The organism is Paenibacillus sp. KN14-4R (assembly GCF_052180255.1).
In the GTDB taxonomy this organism is placed as follows: domain Bacteria; phylum Bacillota; class Bacilli; order Paenibacillales; family NBRC-103111; genus Paenibacillus_AM.
The window spans coordinates 4,006,272-4,028,887 of record NZ_CP197466.1; the positions used below are offsets into that span (position 1 = coordinate 4,006,272).

General features: G+C 45.0%; 24 protein-coding genes. 9 read left to right on the top strand and 15 right to left on the bottom strand.

Annotation, left to right across the window (positions count from 1 at the left end; translation table 11 throughout):
• Positions 1-17: 17 nt before the first annotated feature.
• Positions 18-1,523, bottom strand: a complete 1,506-nt coding sequence (cls, locus tag ACSBOP_RS19740; RefSeq protein WP_442602186.1) for a cardiolipin synthase — start codon at positions 1,521-1,523, stop codon at positions 18-20.
• A gap of 117 nt (positions 1,524-1,640) precedes the next feature.
• Here cls and ACSBOP_RS19745 point away from each other — a divergent pair, with 117 nt between their 5' ends.
• The 3 genes from ACSBOP_RS19745 to ACSBOP_RS19755 are packed head-to-tail and all read left to right on the top strand — an operon-like array spanning position 1,641 to position 2,925.
• Positions 1,641-2,225, top strand: coding sequence for a TetR/AcrR family transcriptional regulator (locus tag ACSBOP_RS19745; RefSeq protein ID WP_442602187.1), 585 nt, complete (start codon positions 1,641-1,643; stop codon positions 2,223-2,225).
• A gap of 26 nt (positions 2,226-2,251) precedes the next feature.
• Positions 2,252-2,611, top strand: coding sequence for a DMT family transporter (locus ACSBOP_RS19750; protein WP_442602188.1), 360 nt, complete (start codon positions 2,252-2,254; stop codon positions 2,609-2,611).
• Complete coding sequence (locus ACSBOP_RS19755; RefSeq protein ID WP_442602189.1) at positions 2,611-2,925, top strand: DMT family transporter; 315 nt, start codon at positions 2,611-2,613, stop codon at positions 2,923-2,925. The genes ACSBOP_RS19750 and ACSBOP_RS19755 overlap by 1 nt, the downstream gene beginning before the upstream one ends.
• Before the next feature lie 71 nt (positions 2,926-2,996).
• Here ACSBOP_RS19755 and ACSBOP_RS19760 read toward each other — a convergent pair whose 3' ends face one another.
• The 6 genes from ACSBOP_RS19760 to ACSBOP_RS19785 form a co-directional block, all read right to left on the bottom strand.
• Positions 2,997-3,914 (bottom strand): DUF421 domain-containing protein, encoded by a 918-nt coding sequence (locus tag ACSBOP_RS19760; protein ID WP_442602190.1) that lies wholly within the window; start codon positions 3,912-3,914, stop codon positions 2,997-2,999.
• A 103-nt stretch (positions 3,915-4,017) separates the two neighbouring features.
• Positions 4,018-5,481 (bottom strand): catalase, encoded by a 1,464-nt coding sequence (locus ACSBOP_RS19765; protein WP_442602191.1) that lies wholly within the window; start codon positions 5,479-5,481, stop codon positions 4,018-4,020.
• A gap of 132 nt (positions 5,482-5,613) precedes the next feature.
• Complete coding sequence (locus ACSBOP_RS19770) at positions 5,614-6,363, bottom strand: winged helix-turn-helix transcriptional regulator (protein WP_442602192.1); 750 nt, start codon at positions 6,361-6,363, stop codon at positions 5,614-5,616.
• The gene (locus ACSBOP_RS19775; protein WP_442602193.1) at positions 6,342-6,737 is read right to left on the bottom strand and encodes a Fur family transcriptional regulator; all 396 of its coding nucleotides are present in this window, start codon (positions 6,735-6,737) and stop codon (positions 6,342-6,344) included. The genes ACSBOP_RS19770 and ACSBOP_RS19775 overlap by 22 nt, the downstream gene beginning before the upstream one ends.
• A gap of 128 nt (positions 6,738-6,865) precedes the next feature.
• Complete coding sequence (locus tag ACSBOP_RS19780) at positions 6,866-7,675, bottom strand: alpha/beta hydrolase (protein ID WP_442602194.1); 810 nt, start codon at positions 7,673-7,675, stop codon at positions 6,866-6,868.
• 271 nt (positions 7,676-7,946) lie between these two features.
• Positions 7,947-9,245 carry an MFS transporter gene (locus ACSBOP_RS19785; protein WP_442602195.1) on the bottom strand — a complete coding sequence of 433 codons (1,299 nt, stop codon included), beginning with the start codon at positions 9,243-9,245 and terminating at the stop codon, positions 7,947-7,949.
• Positions 9,246-9,501: 256 nt separating this feature from the next.
• Here ACSBOP_RS19785 and ACSBOP_RS19790 point away from each other — a divergent pair, with 256 nt between their 5' ends.
• Genes ACSBOP_RS19790 through ACSBOP_RS19800 form a run of 3 tightly spaced genes read left to right on the top strand, consistent with a single transcriptional unit; the run spans position 9,502 to position 11,223 of the window.
• The gene (locus tag ACSBOP_RS19790; protein ID WP_442602196.1) at positions 9,502-9,831 is read left to right on the top strand and encodes a PadR family transcriptional regulator; all 330 of its coding nucleotides are present in this window, start codon (positions 9,502-9,504) and stop codon (positions 9,829-9,831) included.
• Positions 9,824-10,375, top strand: coding sequence for an HAAS signaling domain-containing protein (locus ACSBOP_RS19795; RefSeq protein WP_442602197.1), 552 nt, complete (start codon positions 9,824-9,826; stop codon positions 10,373-10,375). The genes ACSBOP_RS19790 and ACSBOP_RS19795 overlap by 8 nt, the downstream gene beginning before the upstream one ends.
• Positions 10,372-11,223, top strand: a complete 852-nt coding sequence (locus ACSBOP_RS19800) for a DUF4097 family beta strand repeat-containing protein (RefSeq protein WP_442602198.1) — start codon at positions 10,372-10,374, stop codon at positions 11,221-11,223. The genes ACSBOP_RS19795 and ACSBOP_RS19800 overlap by 4 nt, the downstream gene beginning before the upstream one ends.
• 74 nt (positions 11,224-11,297) lie before the next feature.
• On the opposite strand, the gene ACSBOP_RS19805 is transcribed toward ACSBOP_RS19800, so the two are convergent.
• The gene (locus ACSBOP_RS19805) at positions 11,298-11,636 is read right to left on the bottom strand and encodes a DsrE family protein (RefSeq protein ID WP_442602199.1); all 339 of its coding nucleotides are present in this window, start codon (positions 11,634-11,636) and stop codon (positions 11,298-11,300) included.
• Between the two features lie 24 nt (positions 11,637-11,660).
• On the bottom strand, positions 11,661-12,101 hold the full coding sequence (locus tag ACSBOP_RS19810; protein ID WP_442602200.1) for an SACOL1771 family peroxiredoxin: 441 nt from the start codon (positions 12,099-12,101) through the stop codon (positions 11,661-11,663).
• A gap of 185 nt (positions 12,102-12,286) precedes the next feature.
• Between ACSBOP_RS19810 and ACSBOP_RS19815 the strand changes: the two genes are divergently transcribed.
• From ACSBOP_RS19815 to ACSBOP_RS19825, 3 genes are all read left to right on the top strand, one after another.
• Positions 12,287-13,378, top strand: a complete 1,092-nt coding sequence (locus tag ACSBOP_RS19815; protein WP_442602201.1) for a M24 family metallopeptidase — start codon at positions 12,287-12,289, stop codon at positions 13,376-13,378.
• A 146-nt stretch (positions 13,379-13,524) separates the two neighbouring features.
• Positions 13,525-14,328: a hypothetical protein gene (locus ACSBOP_RS19820; RefSeq protein ID WP_442602202.1), complete on the top strand. Its 804-nt coding sequence runs from the start codon at positions 13,525-13,527 to the stop codon at positions 14,326-14,328.
• Between the two features lie 108 nt (positions 14,329-14,436).
• Complete coding sequence (locus ACSBOP_RS19825; RefSeq protein ID WP_442602203.1) at positions 14,437-15,270, top strand: putative protein N(5)-glutamine methyltransferase; 834 nt, start codon at positions 14,437-14,439, stop codon at positions 15,268-15,270.
• Positions 15,271-15,349: 79 nt separating this feature from the next.
• Here the strand turns inward: ACSBOP_RS19825 and ACSBOP_RS19830 are convergent, their stop codons facing one another.
• The 6 genes from ACSBOP_RS19830 to ACSBOP_RS19855 form a co-directional block, all read right to left on the bottom strand.
• Positions 15,350-17,014, bottom strand: coding sequence for a glutamine--tRNA ligase/YqeY domain fusion protein (locus ACSBOP_RS19830; protein ID WP_442604539.1), 1,665 nt, complete (start codon positions 17,012-17,014; stop codon positions 15,350-15,352).
• Positions 17,015-17,179: 165 nt separating this feature from the next.
• Complete coding sequence (locus tag ACSBOP_RS19835) at positions 17,180-18,448, bottom strand: MFS transporter (protein ID WP_442602204.1); 1,269 nt, start codon at positions 18,446-18,448, stop codon at positions 17,180-17,182.
• Positions 18,449-18,663: 215 nt separating this feature from the next.
• A complete protein-coding gene (locus tag ACSBOP_RS19840) occupies positions 18,664-18,951 on the bottom strand; it encodes a ferredoxin family protein (RefSeq protein WP_442602205.1) in 288 nt (95 codons plus the stop codon).
• Entirely contained in the window at positions 18,948-20,258 is a 1,311-nt protein-coding gene (locus ACSBOP_RS19845) for an FAD-dependent oxidoreductase (protein ID WP_442602206.1), read from the bottom strand. Before ACSBOP_RS19845 ends, ACSBOP_RS19840 begins: the two co-directional genes overlap by 4 nt.
• A gap of 27 nt (positions 20,259-20,285) precedes the next feature.
• Positions 20,286-21,419 carry an electron transfer flavoprotein subunit alpha/FixB family protein gene (locus tag ACSBOP_RS19850; protein WP_442602207.1) on the bottom strand — a complete coding sequence of 378 codons (1,134 nt, stop codon included), beginning with the start codon at positions 21,417-21,419 and terminating at the stop codon, positions 20,286-20,288.
• A gap of 42 nt (positions 21,420-21,461) precedes the next feature.
• A complete protein-coding gene (locus ACSBOP_RS19855; RefSeq protein WP_442602208.1) occupies positions 21,462-22,298 on the bottom strand; it encodes an electron transfer flavoprotein subunit beta/FixA family protein in 837 nt (278 codons plus the stop codon).
• Positions 22,299-22,616: the final 318 nt, after the last annotated feature.

The following is a 22,616-nucleotide window of genomic DNA, read 5'->3' on the forward strand; positions in this document are numbered from 1 at the left end:
TCCAATTGGTACGGCGCCTACAACATCGGTGACAACAACCGTGCAGCAGATTCCAAGAATCGCTTCGGATAAGATTTTTTCTTCACCCAATCCATCTCGATGATCGTTGACTCCGTTAAATCCTCCTTGAAGTCAGAAACCAGCGTCTGCGTGCTTTCTGTACCATATAAGAATGCGTTCACTTCAAAATTCAGGTGATAGCTCCGCATGTCCATATTCGCTGTTCCAATCGTCGCCATATTACCATCGACAATCAGAATCTTAGAATGCATAAAGCCCTTCTGGTATTCATAAACTTCAACCCCTGCTTCCATCAGCGTCGGAAAATAGGAATGTGACGCGAAGAATGGAATCCATCTATCCGGTTTTGCAGGAAACAAGATCTTCACATCTACACCTGAAAGTGCAGCCACTTTCAGCGCTGTTACAATGTCCTCATCCGGAATGAAATAGGGTGATGTAATCCAGATGGATTTTTTGGCAGAAGTCATCATTGCAAAAATTAGGTTTTTAATCGTCCGAAACTCATTATCGGGACCACTTGCGATAATTTGTACAGCCCCGTCATCTGGCACATCCAGTAACTGCGGTGACCAATAGTCTGGATTAGCCAAGCGCTGCTTGGTCGTATGGAACCAATCCTGCAAAAAAATAAACTGCAGCATCCGTACGGCATCACCTTTAAGCATCATATGTGTGTCTCGCCAGAATCCGAAGGTTTTGCTGCGGCTTAAATACTCGTCCCCAACATTCAATCCTCCTGTGAAACCCACTTTACCGTCGATAACGATAATTTTGCGATGATTTCTATAATTCACGGTACTGGAGAAGAACGGCAGCTTCACATCATTAAAGGCGTACGTCTCAATCCCAACCTGACGCATTTCTTGTAGAAAAGACTCCGCAAGCTGATACGAACCCACTGCATCATAGAGGAATCGTACCTCGACACCAAGCTTTGCTTTCTCAATTAAAATTTGTTGAATTTCTTTACCAATACAATCATTGCGGTAAATGTAATACTCCATATGGATGTGATGCTCCGCTTTATGCAGTTCTTCGATAATGGTATCGAACGTTTCATCCCCATTGGATAGAATGCGCGTGTACGTATGCAGGGAAATCGGACTATGAGCCACATTTTGTGCTAATCGAAAGATAAGCTGTTGATCCTCATTGAACTGCTCCCATGCGTGGTCATTACGATGGGCATGAATGCCTAGGAAAGCTCTCGCATCCTGCTCTCCTTTTCGCCCATAGACACGACGCTTATAGTAATTCTGACCAAATAGGACATAGAAAATAAATCCAGTAACCGGAAATAAGGCCAAGATCATAATCCAAGCCATTGTGCTTGAGGGATGTCGGTTTTCCATGAAAATAACAAGACCCACGAAAATAACCATCAAAGTCGTGACGATGCTGGTGTAGAAGGTGATCTTGTCTGACCAAAACCGATTTAAGAAAAACAACAAGCTCGTCATAATGAGGAACACAATAATCATTTGAATCGAACGTTTCATGCCAAGCTCCTTGATGTTTTTAATTGTATTATATAGCGAATTCTAATCGAATAGCCATTGACTTGTGAAATGGAGTTTGATATATTTCACCTAACGAACGTTAGGTAGGTGAGAAGGATGACTGCAACTCGGTTAAAAGAAGTTGCTTTGAAGCATTTTGCCAGTCATGGTTATGAAGGGGCATCCCTTGCGAATATCGCAGAAGAAGTTGGGATAAAGAAGCCCTCGATATACGCTCATTTTAAAGGTAAAGAAGATCTGTTCCTTTGTCTGATCGAAGAAGTATTTGCTGCAGAATTGCAAGTAATCGATGACTATCTGAAGCGAAATCATGAAGCATCTCTGCATGATACCTTATATGGACTGCTTCTTTGTACTAAAGATCGATACGAGCAGAATGAACAAATGAAATTCATGCTACGCATCTCTTTTTTCCCGCCTCAATCCATGATTGGGCAAGTGAATACGCAGACTTACATCTATCTAGACGGAATAGAAGAACGACTAGTTAACCTCATCTCAGAAGCAGTGAAGCAGGGCGAGATTCCACCTGTTGATGCAGACAAGGCAGCAGCTGCCTTTTTATGCGTAATCGATGGATCTTGGGTAGAACTGATTTATGGAGGGCCTGAACGTTTTGCTAAGCGATTTGACGCGGCTTGGCACATATTCTGGCTCGGAATGACCCATGAGCGCTGCTGAACATAAGTAAGAAAGGAAGATTTACAATGAATAAAAGCTGGACACTTGTTTTTTTAGCCGGAATATTGGAAGTCGTATGGGTGACCGGATTAAAACATTCCACACATTGGTGGCAATGGGGTTTAACCGCTGTTACAATTGCGATTTCATTTGATACGATTATTCGCGCTTCACGTGTATTGCCCCTTGGGACGGTATACGCCGTGTTTGCAGGTCTTGGAACCGCAGGAACTGTTCTTGCCGAGATGCTGCTGTTCAATGAACCCTTTCATTGGCTCAAGATCACATTAATACTCATCTTATTGGCCGGTGTAATCGGGCTTAAGATGATTACAACCGAGAAAGCATCACCAGCAAGTCCCTCACAGAAGGGAGCTGAGCAATAATGGCATGGCTCGCACTCGCTCTTGCAGGTTGCTGTGAAGTACTTGGCGTCATTGCGATTAACCGCGTGAACCAAAAAAGAAACATAACCTCGTATCTCTTATTAATCATCGCATTCGGTATGAGCTTTTCGCTGTTATCTTATGCGATGAACAGCATTTCAATGGGAACCGCTTATGCGGTATGGACTGGAATTGGTACTGTTGGTGGAGCACTCGTCGGCATGTTCTTATGGGGTGAATCCCGTCAATGGCAGCGATTCCTCTTCATCGCAATGATCTTATTCTCTGCTGTTGGTCTTAAACTTATTGCATAAGCACGTCTAATATAGAAGCAGCCGTTATTCCACTTTGGGATAACGGCTGTCTTAAATTCTATGCTTGCTTTCTACACCGGCTTGATTTGTGTGACCATTTCTTCCAGCTGTTGCGAACATTTTGCCAGTAAATCTTGAGCCTCTTGCCCTTTCGTGGTAAGCCCGAATAACATCATCTCTGCTTCACATTTCTTTAGTGCCGCTAATAAGGCTGCCTTTTGCACCGGCCGAGCATGCCAAGGTACTGAAACGGGCTGTGGAGATGGCGATGAAACAAGTGGCTTCGCCACTTCCACTTGAACCTTATCCTCATACACATCAATATAGAGCTGTCCGTCAGATTGAACTTGTCCGACTAGAATCTCTTCTACTTTTAAATCTAAAAGTTGCAATTGTTGATTCAACCACTCTCGGGTAAACCCACTTGCGATTAGCCCCTTATCTTGCAGCTTGCCATCCATAATAATGACCTGCGGCACTTGCTCAGGTGCGACTTGAAGTCCAATATCTTTCGGGGTCAATGGCTGATTTTCCCGCGTCAATAGCACGTTAATATCACCACTTGGTTCAATGATTGCAAACTCAACATCCGCGATCTTGAATGCACGTTTTTTACGTAATGACTCCATCAGTTCGTCAATTGTAAGCTTTTCCTTACGTAAATTACTCTCCATTATTTTTCCAGATCGAATAATTACGGTTCCTGTACTATCAATAAAATCTCGCATTTTTTTACTTTTAAGCTGCACGATTTCAATACCAAATGAAATCATCGTCCAGAGCGCCAAGGCAACAACACCTAAGTACCAATCCGTATCCAAATCTAATGTGATGGAGCCGGCTAAGTTACCAATTGTTATCCCGGTGATATATTCGAACAGCGAGAGCTGTGTCACCTGTCTTTTACCGAGAACTTTCGTTAACAAGAACAACACGACGACCGCTAATAGAGTCCGTATACTAATTTCCAATACATCCGACACGCCCATAACCTCCTTAAAGTACAACATCACTACTTCTAAATGAGATTATTTGCCTAAACCACCACAATTATGTGCTTGAGAGACGCAACCAAAAAAGCCTATCCCATTCTTATTTTCCAGCAGGGATAAAGGAGCTAATATCTACCCCTAGACCTTCGGCTAGGCGCATGCCGTATTCACGATCTGCACGGAAGAAGTTGCAGATGGCTAGCAGCTTCGTTTGTTCTTGCACATCTTGCAAATCGTTCACAAGGTTCGTAATTAGATGGTTGCGCTCTTGGGCGGTGAATGAACGGTAACGCTCACCTGCTTGTGCAAAATCGTTCGTTTTCTCAATTTTACGGCGTGTAATAGGGCCTGTAACTACTACTTCACTATCGCGATATGCAGGATCTTCCTTCAAGCTAGTTAAATGACGACTTGGCTCGTAATTAATCGTGGATGGATTCTGATTCATCTGCATCGCTCCATCACGTTGGTTGTTACGTACTGGCGCATACGGGCAGTTGATCGGCAATTGCATGTAATTCGCACCCAAGCGATGACGCTGTGTATCCGGGTAAGAGAATAAGCGGCCTTGCAGCAGCTTATCTTCAGATGGTTCAATACCTGGTACAACGACGCTCGGTGAGAAAGCCGCTTGGTCGACTTCAGCGAAGAAGTTGATCGGATTGCGGTTAAGCGTCATCGTACCTACAAGCTTGTAAGGGTACTGCTCTTCAGGCCACACCTTTGTCGGATCAAGCGGATCAAAATCTAGCTTTTCAAAGTCTTCCGGTGCCATCAGCTGCACTTCCAAATCCCATTTCGGAAAATCGCCAATCTCAATGTGTGTGAACAAATCATGCGTTGCATGGCTGAAGTCTCGACCCTGAACCTCACGAACCTCATCTGCAGACAAGTTCCGTACTCCTTGATGTGGATTCCAGCGATATTTCACATACGTCACTTTACCTTCTGCATTGATCCATTTGAACGCGTGAACACTGAATCCTTCCATCTCCCGATAGTTCGCAGGCGTACCATAATCGGAAAATACCCAAGTCAACATATGCGTCGATTCTGGCGTTAGTGTCATGAAATCCCAGTAACGATCCGGTGTCTGAATGTTCGTATCCGGTGCCGGTTTCAAAGAGTGAACCATATCAGGGAATTTCATTGCATCACGGATAAAAAATACCGGTAAGTTGTTACCCACGATGTCGTAATTGCCTTCTTCTGTGTACAATTTGACCGCAAAACCACGTGGGTCGCGAGCCGTCTCAGGCGAACCCGCCGAATGGATAACCGTTGAAAAACGAACGAACAATTGCGTTTCTTTCCCTGCTTCTTGTAAAAATGCCGCTTTCGTATGCTCGCTCATACTATTGTGCGTTACGAATACCCCATGTGCGCCCGCTCCACGCGCATGCACAACGCGCTCTGGAATACGCTCACGATCAAAGTGCGCAAGTTTCTCCAGCAAGTGATAATCTTCTAATAAAGTGGGTCCGTTCGGCCCAGCTGTACGAGAATTCTGGTTATCGCCGACAGGTGTTCCTTGATTCGTTGTTAATGTACTGAAATTAATCATCTGTGTTTTCACCCTTCATCTATTAAAATTAGACTTAATCTAAATCTTTATCATGAAGAAATGATACCATCTGACTAGGCTCTAGTTCATGAAGAGTTGATGAAGTCATGATGAAGGTTTTATGAAGAATGATTAATCTGCCAGACGGTAACCCCTACTACGAACCGTCGCAATATATTTCGGTTCTTTCGGATTGTCGCCAAGCTTCTGGCGCAAGCTTTTGACATGAACATCGACGATATTACTGCCGCCAAAATATTGACTCCCCCATACGGCATCCATCATTTCCTGACGAGACAATGCAGCACCTTCTGCTTCAAGCAGCACTTTAAGCAGATCAAATTCAATACGCGTCAATTCCAAGCGCGTCTCTCCTTGGTTCACTGTCATTTTACGAGGATCAAGGTTCAAATCTTTGAAGACCACTTGTCCAGAATTCGCTCCAACTTGCACAACCGGATAGGATGAAGTTGAAAGACCATTCCCCTTGATCAGCCGTTCAATAACGGCATGTATTTCCTTCCTATCGGCAGGCCACTTCACATATTCATGCTGGTCTTGCTTACTGGACAGATTGTGATTCTCCGAGACCAAATGAATGGTAGGAATGTTCCACTCACTTCCATCTATCGGCTCTTGACCTTCATGACTTTGGTCCAACACAAGTACGTCAATCGACAACATGGAAAGCAGATCATCCCTCAAATGATGGAACACCATCACGTCAAAGCAATGCTCCGCAAGTACACCCACAAGCTCCTGTAAACCAGCTGGATACGGACTGATGAGTACGATGCGATTCGTTGTCGTGCATACAGCACCTTCTGAAAATGAACCATTGGCTTGCACTTTATTCGTCATCAATTCTTCATTTGTTGGCACTGTGAGCACACTCCTTTAAACACGATATGCTCCTCCTCAATCTTATAGCCTGTATCTGCTGCAACTGTGTTTACCCAATCTTCAGGTACATGCGCGTACACCTCATCTACCTTTCCGCAAATACGGCAAATAATATGCTGATGCTCATCCATATGTCCATCGTATCTGCTCGCATCCCCTTCAAGCTTCAACTCACGGACCATTCCCGCTTCCGTCAAATAACGCAATGAATTGTAGACCGTCGCATAGGCAAAATTGTGTCCTCCCATACGCAAACGTTCAATGACATCTGCAGCTGTCGGGTGATCCTTGGCACTCGCTACAATTTCATAAATCGCTTTCCGCTGTGGGGTAAGTAATCCTTTTCTAGTCATGATTTTTAGCCTCCGAAAATTGTTTTATTTAGAATTAGTATAAATCTAAGTTATAGATATAGCAACAGCCTCCAAGCAATCCCAGATGGGCAGGCTCAGAGGCTGTTTAATCGACGAATTATCCATGATTAGATGGTCCAGTCATACCATTCATGCTTTCTTTGATCCATATATTGCAGCCATTGACTCGTCTTACTAATTAGCTGCTCATAACTGTCTTTCGATGAAAACGTATGATTGCCTTGTAAAATAACCTCTTTATCGCATTGCCCGTCACTTCGGAGCCAGAACACACGTTGATACAAGAAACAGTAATCCACTGGAATCACATCATCCGCTGTGCCGTGTAACAAGAGAACATCACCTTTAAACTGCCCGATATGCTGCAAAAACGGTTGATACTTACCCAGTGATTCGAAAAAACCTGCATGCAGTTCGTATCCGAGATAATCCGCTTTCCCTCTGCGAACAGCTTCCTCATAAATGGATTTACCTACAATGCCTACAATGTTGTTAAGCGGATGTGCAACCGCAGACCACATAACGACTGTCTTCACTCGCGGGTCTTCCACGGCAGTCAATATGGCAGATGCCCCGCCAAGGCTGTGTCCAATTAAGATCACACGATCAGGATCAACTCCATCAAGGGATAAACCGTAATCAATTACTTTACGAGTCTGCTCGACGAACGCATCTAAGCCCCCTTTTCCATACTCACCGGAGCTCTCACCGCAGCCACCGTAATCAAATCGGATGACTTTGAATCCATTTTTGCTCAGCTCTCGTGCGCTTTTGACAAACAGACGATCTGTCCCAATCTTATTGCCGATAAAACCGTGGCAAATAATAATAAGTGGATGAGGTCCCTCACCTGCTGGTTCATGTAGAACGGCCGCGAGCTCAGCCCGCTCAGATTGGATCGTTAATGTATACTCCACAACCGTTTCCTCCTTTTGGAATGTGCTCAGAAAGTCTGGTTACTGCTCCTCCGTTAGACTTTTTGAGCATACTTTTTTAATAGATAGACAGGCAGTGGATAATTTTACTATTCCGATAAGATTACTATGATTAATGACAGTATATTACCATCTACAGGGAAAAAGTGTCAATTGTTATTTTTGTTATACAAAAAAACAGCAGCCGGAAGCCGGATAATCGGGTTTCAGGCTGCTGTATGGGGTTATCATAAAGTTGATTACATCTCTTTCATCACAGCTCAAGCACTTTGGTCTCACGCTCACGGATTGTTTTCTTATCTCTAAATGCAAACCAATAAACCATAGCTGAAGTTACATACAACACACCGGTAATGCTGAATGTAATCGCATAGCCCCAGTATGTGCCATATGTGGTTACGAGATTCGATTGGATTGCACCTGTAACTGCCCACCCCAACATAAATGCCGTTTGTGTAAGTGAATTCGCAATTCCTCGGCGGGAGTCAGAGACCCGGTCGGCAATAACGGATGAATGAATCGGATTGGCTGCGTTCATTAGCGCCTGTCGAAACAAGAAGCTCATGCAGGCTACCAATAAAAGATTCGAATAACCAGTCAACAACAAGAACGGCAGCGAGAGCAGCTGAAAATAGACGATGGCACGTACCGGACCGAAACGCTTAACAACCGACGGACCGATTAGCATCGAGACAATCGTCATCACTTGCCCTAACGAAATGAGCAGGCTAATAGCCGTGAGCGACACATTAAACCGGTTACTGAAGTAGAGGTTCAAATAGGGAACAACAAGCCCCGAACCGATACCCGTCAACAATTGGGTAAGCACAAAGAAACCAATCGCTACCCATTCCGACTTCACGTTCGACGTGTTAACTACAGGTGATGAAGTGCCAACATCTGAAAGAGTCGTAGCCGGAGTATTGGATTGCTCGCTTCCACCGACTCTTTTACTCACAAATAACATCGGAATAAAGGCTGCAAGTGTAAAAATCCCGCTTATGAACATCACAACCTGCAAGCTGTTCGTTTTACTCCAACCCACGTATTGCAGCAAATCGGCTAGGTAACCACCTGCGATGCTTCCAAGTACTTGTGCAGCGAGTACAAACGCGAAGTGATAACTAAACAGCTTTAGCCGTTGTTCTTTTACCACGAGTTGGGCCAGGTACGGCATTGCAATGACTTGAAATACTGCTACAAATAAACCAGAGAAAAAAGCAAGCCACAGCAAATTCTGCTCCGACTCTGCAAAGGAACGGGCAATCAGACTGGCGCCAGAGAACAGCGCACCTAAGATCAGAATCATTTTGCGGCTTTTACGATCACCAAGGAATCCAATGGGAATGAATACGAGCGCGCTAGCTAAAGATTGCAGACTAATAATCGACCCCGTCACGTGCTCACTATGTCCGAGCGATTCCACATAAAGGTTATACAGCGTAGAAAACATACCGCTACCTAACTGATACAGCAGGTTAGCCGCAAAAAATAATTGGACGCCGCGATCCCATTTTTTAAATTCATTGATCACTTGTTGGAAAAAATGCACCTTGTCACCTTCTTTCGAAAGTCACAGATCATGATACAATTGTCAAAAATATTTGTAAATACAAAAAATTTAATCACTTGATTTAAACTTACCTGCAAGTTTCCGCTTAAAACTATAAATCAGTACCTTGCATTATTCAGTACATGATGATATAGTGATCTTCAACAGGTACCTAACATTAATTAGTACTGAATAAAGCATACTTAATATAGAACAATAACTAGCCTGCATACGCTCGACCAAAGGAGGGTTTGAAATGGAAATTAATGTTCAGTTTAAAAAGGGCGTCTTGGAACTCTGTGTTCTCGTTCTCATTAATAAGAAAGACCAGTACGGGTTTGAACTTGCACAGCAAATGTCTCATCATATCCAGGTGGCCGAAGGCGCACTTTATCCCTTGCTACGCCGGCTCGTTAACGACGGGTTGTGCACGACGTATTTACAGGAATCGACGGAAGGACCTCCGCGTAAATACTATCGACTAACTGAACAAGGCCATGATTACATGAATGCAATGGTCGCTGAATGGAAATTTTTCGCTAACAATGTATCTAATTTATTGAAAGAGGGTGGTTTTCATGAATAAATCGCAGTTCATGACAATCTTACAATATCACTTGTACGCAATGCCCATACATGAACGTAAAGAGCTGCTAGCGGAGTACGATATGCACTTCCAACACGGCCAACAAAATGGTCTATCTGAACCAGAGATTGCTTATGAACTAGGCGACCCGGTTGAATTGGCACGTGAAGCGTTAGGTGCTCAATATATCAATCCCGATACAATAAAACCTGCTGAGGCTCGTGTTAGCCGTACCATTTTCACAATAATAGGACAGTTCTTCCTTAACATCTCTGTAACTCCTTTATTGGGCTCGTTATGGCTCGTCTGTTTATCCCTTGTCCTAGCATGTGTCTCACTAATGACCGCTCCGGTACTTGCGTCACTTGATTTCGTTATCAATCAATACTTCTCAGCTGGTAAGCTATTCATTTCAATTGCTTGTCTCGGTGTTGGCATTATCGCTATCCACTATGCACTCAAGCTCACGCGATTATGGACACAAATCTTACTTCAATATTTCAAGTGGATTGGTAAAACGATTAAAGGAGAACGATCATTATGAACAAAAAAATTCTTGGTCTTGGATTAATCCTCATTGCAATTGGTCTAATTGGCGCATATAATTTCGGCATCACAAATGGTAACAACAATAATCTTACCTTCCAGAAAAAATGGAACCTTGCAGGCGATCCGTTAAAAGAGTTAAAACTTCATGCATCCTCTGGAGACCTTGATGTTGTATTTGTCCAAAGTCAAGATGGCTCTAACTCGATCGAAATGAACGGGACTACCAAGCAAGATAATATTGATCTCATCGAGGCTGCAGTCCCTGTTAACGGCGAATTCAAACTTGATTTTTCAAAGAAAGAAAAGTGGAATCTATTCTCATTCGGACCATTCTCCGATAATAAAATCAAAGTCACAGTCGCTTTAACAGATTTAACCCCAATCCAAGTGGTTGACATTCAAACATCCTCTGGGAATATTACAGGTGCTAATTTACTAGCTAACAAAGTCGACATACACGCCACATCTGGCGATATTGAATTGGCTGGCGTGCATGGTCAAGAAATTAAGCTTAAATCCACATCTGGCAATATTAGCGCATCGAAAGCAGAGGGACCCATTTCAGCGGAAATCCATTCCGGAAATATTGAGCTCAATGATGTGACCGACTCGGCTATCATTACGAGCACGTCAGGTAATGTAAAGTTGACTCAGAAAAAGGCCGCTAATGCTGACATTAAAGTGACTTCAGGCGATGCAAAAGTTACGGTTCCTAAAGATTTCGGCGGCTCCTTCGACCTGAGAGCTACGTCAGGTAACATTAGTGCCCCTGATGAGAAGCATACTTCGCAAGAAGTTATTAAAGTTCGTACAACAGCCGGTAATATTACCGTTAAACAATAATTTCATTTCGAAAAATAAAAGCAGTTGTTCATCTTCGCTTGAAGAGTAACAACTGCTTTTTCTTTTTAATGGGATTAACTTAGCGTCAGTACCTCATATTCACTTGCCAATTGAATAAAATCGCTCATGCTCCCGATCTCCCCTACAGTCAGTACCCCGCCGAGATCATAGAAATCCACACAGGTTTTACATGCGATGATGCGGACTCCACGCTGCTCTAGCTCTTTAAGGTGAACCGAAGCGTAAGATGCATCTGTAAGTGCTTTTACCCCACTATTCATACAAAAGACGGCAGCTGGCAGCGAATCATTCTGCTTCAGCAGCGTGAAGAATGTCTCCAATATCGTCTCCCCTAGTTCCTCAGACCCTTTTCCTAATGTATGTGAAGCGAGCAGAATAACTTTTTGTTTCATCCTGAAGCCCATCCTCTCTTATCCTCATCTTATTGTGGGTTCGACCGTCATTTGCACGTTACCATGCAAGGCTTGTGAAATCATGCAGCTTCGCTCTGCACGTTCGACTAAAGTCCTCACATACGTAAGCTGCTCATCCGTCGACTCGCTTGGCATTTGAATCTGCGGGCGATGGATAATCGCTTTGAACTTAGGTATCCCACGTTCTAAGTCCACAATGCCTTCCGATGCAAGTGTAAATGACTGAATGTCTATTTTCCTGGCTTGAAATAGTGCTGCGAGTGTAATCATATAACAAGTTGCCGCCGCACCAAGCAGCATTTCATCTGGATTCGTGCCAACCCCTGGACCATTCATCTCAGAAGGAATTGACACCTCTTTTACTAAATCTCCAGTTGCAATATGACCCTGTCCCAAACGGTTGCCTTGCCAACTGCCTTGTAAGTGAAAATGGACTCTCTCCATGCATCTCGCCCCCCGCATTTAACTAACTCCAGTATACCAAATTCATTTCTTCAACCCCTATCACATTGCAAAAAATATTCCAGTTCACGCGGATTTTGCCCGTCAAAGAATAAATCTTTTTAAGTGTTGACAAGCGCTTCCTTTTGCGGGATTCTGAGTTCATATGAATGAAGGAGTGAACATTAATGAACAGTCGGATTCAAAATTTGTACAATTTCATGGAACGTCAATCCTTGGATGTATTGTTAGTTACCATGCCAAAGCATGTGTATTATTTAACTGGATTTTTTACAGATCCGCATGAGCGTTTCCTAGGACTTATTCTTGTTAAAGGCCAAGATCCATTCTTGCTCGTTCCAGCACTTGATCTTGAAAAAGCACAGCAAGTTTCCTCAGTAAGCACCATTTACGCACATACCGATACACAAAATCCATATGCCGTGCTAAAAGGTTACTTGCCAAGCAGCATCGCAAACTTTGGTGTGGAGAAATCCCATCTTACTGTCGCAAACTATGAAGCTCTAAATACACATGTAGGCGCTAAAGCATGGGTGGACATTGAGCAGCCACTGCGCGAGATGCGTGTGATTAAGACACCCGAAGAAATCGTAACGATGAAGCATGCCATCCGTGTTGTCGAAGATGTTCTTCGTGCAGGAGTCGCAAAAGTACGTGTTGGCGCAACTGAAATCGAAATCGTGGCTGAGTTGGAATACCAAATGAGAAAACTAGGTGCACAAGGTCCTTCCTTTAGCACAATGGTACTTGCAGGTGAAAAATCTGGCTTACCACACGGCGAACCTGGTACTCGTAAGATCCAAGATGGCGAACTGCTCTTAATGGATCTAGGCGTGTTCGTAGACGGCTACGCTTCCGATATTACACGTACATTCGCAGTGGGTGACCTCAGTGCCAAGAACAAAGAAATGTACGATATTGTGCTTCAAGCGAACTTGCGCGGTATTGAAGCGGTACGCCCTAATGTGACATTTGCAAGCATCGACTATGCTGCACGTAAATCCATTATCGATCGCGGTTATGGCGACTATTTTATCACGCGTCTAGGTCATGGTCTTGGTCTGGAAATTCATGAATACCCATCCATGCACGGAGAGAATCAAGACAAAGCACGTGAAGGCATGGTGTTCACAATCGAACCCGGACTTTATATTCCAAGTGTAGGCGGCGTGCGTATCGAAGATGACGTGCTTGTAACAGCCGACGGCGTAGAAGTGCTGACTTCCTTCCCGAAAGAATTAATGGTTATTGGCGGGTAGCCGATTTCTTCATACATAAAAAGAACTAGTAAGCGAGAAATGGCGAGTAAGCCGATCAAGCGCGTACTAGTTCTTTTTTCATAAATACGATGGAACTAGATGGACAGTCTCTTTTAATGGTAAAATATAGAAAAGGAGGCTTGCAAATGTATTTACGAATGCCGAATAGTAAAACTTTGCATTATATCCTGGAGAAATTAGCAGGAGCAGGTTTGACGCTTATGATCGTCATATTCTTTTTCTTATTTTTTCATGGATTCAACTGGTATGAGACTTTTTCAATGGATAGCCATAATCTACGTTGGTCCCCTATTACTTGGATTGCCATTTACGGGTATGGCCTACTCTGTTCTATTCTTATAGACTGGATTACTTCCCGCATAACGAATAAACGTTCCTTGGTTAGAGCTTTCCTCTACATCGGATTCGGAAGCCTATTTTTTCTCATTCAAGGCATCCATTTCTTCGTAGCCATCATAGCAGCAGGTTGTGCACTCATCTTTTACCTTGGCAATGTGCTTGCCCGAGAATTCCCTAAGTTCAAATACATTCTAGCTCTTGCGCCTCCTCTTCTGATCCTCCTACTCGCGAACCTCGACTACACCAGTAAAAAAGATTGGAAAGTCATCACGACCGACACTTCGTATGAAGCTCATTTTAAATTATTCAATGGCAAACATGTGATCCCGATTCATTTGTTAAAAGGACAGAAAATCACGTATACCCTTACATTCCCCCAAAAAAATGGCGGGGGAGTTGGGCACTCTTTTCAAAGTGAAAATAGCGGAAAAATCAAGATAAGCGAATTGACAACCTATTCTGATGCAAACCAAGGTGACACCTCCATGTTACGGCGAAGTGTCGACATTCCAGCAGACGGAATGTATGACATCGTTGTGATCGGAAGGCGGCTTAAAGGGAGCTTCAAGGTGGAATGGGAGATTACATAGCCCCTGCACAAATAAATGGTAATTTTTGTCTTTATACGTTGGTGAAATATGATTATGATTATCTTCGACTTTATTTACATATGGGAAACGCCATAATGAGGGGGATTTATGGAACTAGGAAAAACAATATTGAACTTTGCGAATTGCAGCTACGAGGACTTTAGCGGAAACGACTCTTTTCATACCATTGTTACCAGACTTCGGACAGCCGGATGTGTGTTTGCTGAAGACGAGGCACGAGTGCTCCTATCTGCCGCACATACTTGGGCCGAACTCGCTGCCATGGTGGATCAGCGAGCTGCTGGCTTGCCCCTTGAGCATGTCATGGGTTGGGCAGAGTTCTGTGGACTGCGAATAGCGGTGGATCCCGGAGTATTCATTCCCCGCTATCGTACTGAGTTCCTTGTCCACCAGGCCGCTGCTCTTACCCAATCAGGAGCCATAGTCGTGGATCTCTGCTGCGGGTCAGGTGCATTGGGCAGCGTGTTAGCCGCTTCCCTCGATCAGATTCAATTGCATGCTGTGGACATCGATCCCCATGCAGTACGATGCGCCCATCGCAACGTCACTGCCGTTGGTGGTCACGTATATGAAGGCGACCTCTACGAACCTCTACCTCCCTCACTGCATGGCCGTGTCGACATCCTGATCGCTAACGCACCCTACGTACCCACGGATACGATCAGATTACTCCCCTCGGAAGCTCGCATCTATGAAGCTCGTGTGGCTCTCGACGGAGGTTCTGACGGGCTAGATATCCAGCGAAGAGTAGCAGCCGAAGCGCCATTTTGGCTGGCACCCGGTGGTCTCTTGTTTGTTGAGACTAGCGAACGTCAAGCGATGCAGACTGTTGAAATCTTCGCTGCCAGTGGACTAACCCCTCAGGTCGTTCGTTGCGATGAACTGGACGCGACTGTCGTCATTGGAACCAAGGTGGTCTAATAGAATCGTTGAAAAAGAATCAAAAAAGCCCGCCGCGATTATCGCTGGCGGGCTTCGTTATTATTTTCAAAGGCAAATCTTACTTGCCCTTCACATCAAATGAACTCTTCAAGGACACGATCAAGTTAAATACCGGTTTCTCCGGTGTCGAAAGCTTGGAATCCACATTGAAGTACCCATGACGGAACATTTGGAACTTATCTTGTGCCACAACATCCTTCATATTCGGCTCAATGAATCCTTGCAACACCTCAAGTGATGTCGCATTGATGCGATCTAGGAAAGTCGCACCTTCCTCACTATCCTCGACATCTAAGATCAACGGCTCATACAAACGGAACTCAGAAGCGACCGCTTGTGTTGCCTCGACCCAGTGAAGCGTACCTTTAACCTTACGTCCCGTAAACCCGCTTCCACTCTTCGTTTCAACATCATACGTACAGCGCAGTTCCACCACATTACCGGCTTCGTCCTTGATCACTTCTTCACACTTAATGAAGTAAGCATGCTTGAGACGCACTTCGTTGCCAGGGAACAAGCGGAAATATTTGCTCGGTGGATTTTCCATAAAGTCGTCTTGCTCAATGTAGATTTCACGTGAAAATGGAATCTGGCGAACGCCCATATCTGGGTTCTCCGCATTCACTTCTGCTTCCAACATCTCCACTTGGCCTTCTGGGTAATTCGTGATCACAACTTTAAGCGGACGCAGTACAGACATGGTGCGTGGTGCTTTTAGCTTCAAATCTTCACGAATGAAGTGATCGAGCTGTCTTGCATCTACCACACTGTTACTGCGAGTAACACCGATTTCACGTGCGAATGTACGAATAGATTCTGCTGTAAAGCCACGACGACGCAGACCTGAAATCGTAGGCATACGAGGGTCGTCCCAACCGTCCACTAAACCTTCATCAACGAGCTGCTTCAGGTTTCTTTTACTCATGACTGTATTCGTCATATTCAAGCGCGCGAACTCATATTGATGCGGTACGTGCTCCATCTCACACTCGGCAACAACCCAATCATACAGTGGGCGTTGATCTTCGAACTCCAGTGTACAGATCGAATGTGAAATATTTTCAATGGCATCCTCAATCGGATGTGCAAATGCGTACATCGGGTAGATGCACCATTTATCACCTGTATTGTGATGCACCGCATGGGAAATTCGATAAAGCGCAGGGTCACGGAAGTTAATGTTTGGTGAGCTCATATCGATCTTCGCACGCAATATCTTTGAGCCATCAGGGAATTCACCCTTGCGCATACGATCAAACAGATCCAGGTTCTCTTCAACCGAACGTTCCCGATAAGGGCTGTCTTTACCCGGCTCTGTCAATGTTCCACGCATCTCACGCATTTCATCTGCATTCAAATCACACACGTAGGCCTTACCTTTTTTGATCAAGAGTACAGCCCGATTGTACATTTCTTCAAAATAATCAGACGCGAAGAACAGCCCGTCCCATTCAAATCCGAGCCACTTCACATCTTCCTTAATCGATTCAACATACTCGACATCCTCTTTTAACGGATTGGTGTCGTCAAAACGAAGGTTTGTCTTTCCTCCAAATTCATCAGCAAGCTCGAAGTTCAAGCAGATTGATTTCGCATGTCCGATATGCAAATAACCATTAGGTTCTGGTGGAAAACGGGTAATCACCGTGTCCACTTTTCCCTCACGAAGGTCCTCAGTTACGATTGTTTTAATAAAATTAGATGTAGTTGGTTTATTGTCCATCATTCTCAACCTTTCTTACTGGATACAACTCCACAGAAACTCATTGTAACCATAATACCGATAACAAAATCAGTTGTCCAATGCAAAAAGTCATGCTTATTTAAGAAAAAAGCCGATAAACCTCACATTCAACGTGAGTCTATCGACTTTTGTACCTGATATCTTTTACTGACTTGCTTGTGAAGCGTCTTGCTGCAAGGCTCCCACTTGTACAGATTCCTTCTCTTCATACCCACGTTTAAGCAGTGGCAGCATAATAAATACCCCAACAACGAACAAGGCAGCAGTTATCTCATACATAATGAGCAGCGACGTCATATTCTTGAGCCAGCCCGAGAAACTCATGGTGATCACCATAGAGCCTATAAATAATGGATTGAGAATACCGTTCACTCTGCCAAGGTACGCTTCATCGGAATTTTTGAGAATCATCGTTGAAATTCCAATCTGAATACATGGAAGCACAAGGCCTGAAATAAATTGTCCAATCAGCGTGAGCCAAAGAACGGTAGAAAAGCTTACCAAAATCATTGTGGATGCACTACCTACTAATCCAATAGCGAGTAAATGCTGTGGCTTTAACTTTTTCGACAATCCCATGACGATAATCGCACCAATAATCATCGCCACACCATTGACGGTCAGCAACCATTGCAAATAATCCATCGTTAATTGCAACCTTTCGGTAATGATGAAGATCCCCAATGGTTGAACGAGTCCAATACCCAAACCTGCTGCAATAAAGCAACCACCAAGCAGGGTTAGACTCTTTTTGCCTAATACATAACGGAACCCTAACATGAGTTCCTGACCGATGTTCGTCTTCACCTTGTTCACATCTTGCATCCGATCTGCAGGAAGCCACGTTAACGCCAGTGCCGACAACACAAATGCCGCACCCGTTACGGCAATTGAAGCATCAATGCCTAGGTTGACATACACATACGTACCAACAATCGGACCTAAAATCATAAATAGTGCCTGCATGGTCTGGTTTATGGACATCCCCATCTGCATCTGCTCCTCAGGCACGTGTGCCTTGAACAGCTTCATGCCAGATGGTTGTGAAAATTGCGATAGTATAGCTGACACTAATGTTGCGAAGAATACAGCTCTCCATGTCCCAAATTCTAACGTCAGCAGCACGGCTAGAATCGAGATCGCACTTAATATTTCACATGTAATCATCGTACGCTTCGGACGCCATCTGTCCGCGAATGCGCCTCCAATGAACGAGAAGATAAAGATCGGTGCATACTCCGCAACTGAGATCATAGACACCGCGAAAGCATCCTTATTCGTCTTCTCCATGACGAACATCAACACACCCAAATTTCTTACCCAAATCCCGATCTGTAAAAACAAGCCGGACAGCAAAATCGATTGCACGAACCGGTTCTTAAAAAAGCTACTCATACTTGAAGCCCCACTCATTGCTTCTGATCCTCCCTATGGCACTGATGTTATTTTCTCTTCTATCAGTCACCTCTTTGATACTATAAGTGTATCTAAATTGACTACTCCAAAGATCGGTCTAGAGGTGGATTCGCCTTGGTCCCTCAGCTGTAAAAATGGTCGTTTGTATTTGTACATAAAAGCAGGCAATGCACGATTACCGTGCTATTGCCTGCTTTTCACCATTTTTAGCTTCAGCCGAACTTGTACGTAATCCCGTGCCCGCCTTTCGGATACACCCAATCGATGTTGTCCGATGGACATGCAATCCGGCATGTTCCACATTCAATGCAATTCTCGTACGCTACGGTTGTAATTTTTAGCTTTTTCTCCCATTCATACACATCCGATGGGCAAAAAAAGTTGCAGTCCTTTGTCGCACATTTGAGGCACGTATCGGTTTCCTTGATCACCAAGTGGGACTTGTCATCACATTTGTAACGGATTGTAAATAATTTCTCGGAAACATCGCAGTTGCTCATCCGTTCATCGCCCTCCATCCCTTGTAGCCTAATTTCATCAAGTTGACTGTACCGCCCGCTGCGTTTTTGATCAGCTTCATCGCCATCTTCTGTTTCTCTGCCTTACTTACACCATCGATCAGGAACATGTTGTAGGCAGCTTCATTTACAGCGCGCGGCAGCTTATCAAATAGCAGCTCAGGATCTTGCTCTTTGAGGAATTGGTGCATCCCTCTGTATTTCTTTAAGTCTTTATGCACAAAAGATTGCTTGATCTTCTCATCATATGCTTTAAGCGTTGCAGCTGAGAAACTGCCTTGATCTTTCGCCTCAATAATAGCCTCTGCCGCTAGTCGACCTGAAGTCATTGCCAAATTGGTTCCTTCCCGATGAACGAAATTGACGAGCTGGGCTGCATCTCCGCATACAACCCAGCCATGACCTGAAAGCGGCGGAATCGAGGTGAAACCACCTTCAGGAATGAGGTGGCCCGAGTATTCTTTCGTCTCACCGCCTTGGATGAGCTTGCGAATCATCGGATGCTGCTTGACGGATTCGAGGATCGCGTAAGGTTTGACCTTTTTATCGCGAAGATGATTAACCATCACCCCGACACCCAGCGAAATTGTATCTTTATTCGTATACAGGAAGCCCATACCCGCCATGCCAAGAGATGTCTCGCCCATGAATTCAATTGTAACCCCTTCGTCCCCTTCCACCCCAAAGCGATCTTCAATCTTCTCTCGTGGCAGGGAGATGACTTCTTTCACAGCCAGAGATACCTCATCTGGTTTCCATTCCTTATGAATACCCATCGCTTTACCGAGCAAGGAGTTAACCCCATCCGCGATGACGACAACATCGGCATACAAGTCGCCATTTTCCCGATCCGTCTTCACGCCAACGACTCGGTCACCCTCACGGATCACATCAAGCGCTACGGTTTCATAAATCGGCAGCGCGCCTGCGCTAACTGCCTTTTCCGCAAACCATTGATCGAATTTCACCCGCAAACCTGTAAAACAGTTATAAGGTTCTTTGTATGCTTCATTCCGATGCCCGAAAGTCACCATTGATTCCTTGCCCATCATCCAGATACGCTGCTCCACAATGTAGCGCTCCATCGGAAAGTTCTTCTCCGTCCAGAACTCCGGTACTAACTCTTCAATTTGCTTGCGGTACAATACACCGCCGAATATATTTTTTGCGCCAGGAAATTCACCACGTTCCAACAGCACTACGGACATCCCTGCTCGGGCCATCGTTAAAGCAGCCGCAGCGCCAGCAGGTCCTCCACCTACGACAATTGCATCGAATTTTTCATTCACTGAGGTTCGCTCCTTATCGGTTTGGATTTATTGAGCCGTTCCTGCCGCTGTCTCCTGCTGCACTTGATCACCATCATCAAGGATCGAACGTGGAGAGGATGGCTCCGATTTGGCAGGAATCCCAAATAACCCTCTGCGCTTTTTGACCTCTGCCGTAATCGCAGGCACGATGCGGAACAAATCCCCGACGATGCCATAATGTGCGAACTGGAAGATCGGCGCTTTCTCATCCTTATTGATTGCAACTACGATGTCCGAGTTGCTCATACCGACCGTATGCTGCACAGCCCCAGAGATTCCGATTGCAAAATATAATTTCGGACGCACCGTAAATCCGGTCTGACCGACCTGGTGCTCATGCTTAATCCAACCTGCATCAACCGCTGCACGGGATGCGCCTACAACCCCACCGAGCGCATCCGCAAGCTCTTTTAGCATCGCAAACGGCTCAGCTCCACCTAGACCGCGACCACCTGCGACGATGACCTCGGCTTCTTCCAAATGAATACTACCTGTCTCCTGCACAAAATCTAACACCTGCGCGGCAATTTCATCCTCGGGCATTTGATTGGCAATACGGATAATCTCCGCTGTCCGCGTCACATCACGCGGCAGCGCTTGGAATACCCCCGCCCTTGCTGTCGCCATTTGTGGACGATACTGCTTACACAAGATCGTCGCCATCATTTTCTCAGAAAATGCCGGACGGCTTGCAAGCAGTAATCTCGATGGCGGCAGCTCCACATCCAATTCCGTCGTATCTGCTGTTAATCCCGTAGGCAAATGCGTGGCAATCGCTCCTGCAAGATCACGTCCTGTTGCTGTAGCACCAAAGAGCACAATTTCCGGTTTCGCCTCATCAATTAACTTCAAGCACACGCGGCTGTATGGACGAGTCCGATAATCACGTAGTTCCTCCGCCTCGCACAAGTAAACTTTATCTGCCCCATAGCAGACCGCTTCTTGCGCTAAGTGTTCGACCTTATCCCCCATTACGAGCGCCATCAATGGTACTTCTAACTTGTTTGCCAGCTTCTTCCCTTCACCAAGCAATTGCCAAGATACTTTCTTCGCTTCTCCAGCCCGCTGCTCCACAACGATTAGAACCCCACGGTACGCGGACCAATCTGGCATATCATCGAGTTGTTCCTGTCTTGCCATAAGTTTCGCCCTCCCTTGACTCTCTCATGACTAACTATTGTTTTACGATGTCCATCCCAATCGCTGCGGCAGCTGAGCATCCCACAGCTTACTTCCAAGCGCTTCGGCAATTAACTCTGGGGTATCGCCTTCCACTCGCTCTGATTTCACAGATTTAATCTCCGGCACCCAAGTCTTGGAGACGATCGTCGGTGAGCCTTTCAGACCAATCTTCGCTTTCTCTAAGCTTGGAAAATCTGCTGTCGTCCACACCGTCGGCTTATAACGTGCAGCACGAATCATCCCCGGCATCGAAGCTCGGCGCACCTTATTGAGCTCCTTAAGTGCTGTAATAAGCAGCGGCATTTGCGTCTCCACCACTTCAATCCCATCTTCAAGAAGGCGATGCACAGTTACCTTGCGATTCTCCTCGTCCACCTTCACTACTTTACTTACATATGTAAGCTGCTCCAGATCCAATCGACAAGCAACGCCAGGCCCAACTTGTCCTGTGTCACCATCGAGCGTCTGCTTGCCGCAGAACACCATATCGACTGGTCCCCAAGTCTCTGCGACTTTCGCGATCGTACTTGCCACTACATAGGATGTTGCCAGCGTGTCTGCACCTGCAAAACCACGATCTGTTACAAGCACTGCTTCATCTGCGCCAAGTGAGATGCACTCCTTCAAGCTCTTCTCAGCAGGCGGTGGTCCCATCGTGACGACCGTCACCTTGGCCCCTTGTTCATCCTTAATCCGCAGCGCTTCTTCTAAACCATGCAAATCATAAAAATTTACGATACTCGGAACCCCTTGGCGAATGAGCGTGTTGTTCTTTGGATCAATGCGAATCTCCCTGCTGTCGGGTACCTGCTTGATACATACAACAATGTGCAGCATTGTGAACATCTCCTCAAAGTTTTGTGACTTGCAAAAAGCGTTAGCTTTTGTAGAACAAAACTACTTCGAAAGCATACGTGTTTTGTGACCTGAAAAAAGCGTTAGCTTTTGTAGAGCAAAACTACCTCGGAAGCATACGTGTTTTGTGAAAAAAGTAACATGATTGGTTAACAGAAATACGAACATTCCTACACAGACAAGCTATCCCTAAAGTTGTAGCAGCATATATCACTACTATATGCAGGAAAATCTCTAGAATGACACAGCCTTTCGCCAACTGCCTCCTTTTCCATATGAGAGTAAAATAATTAATAATTT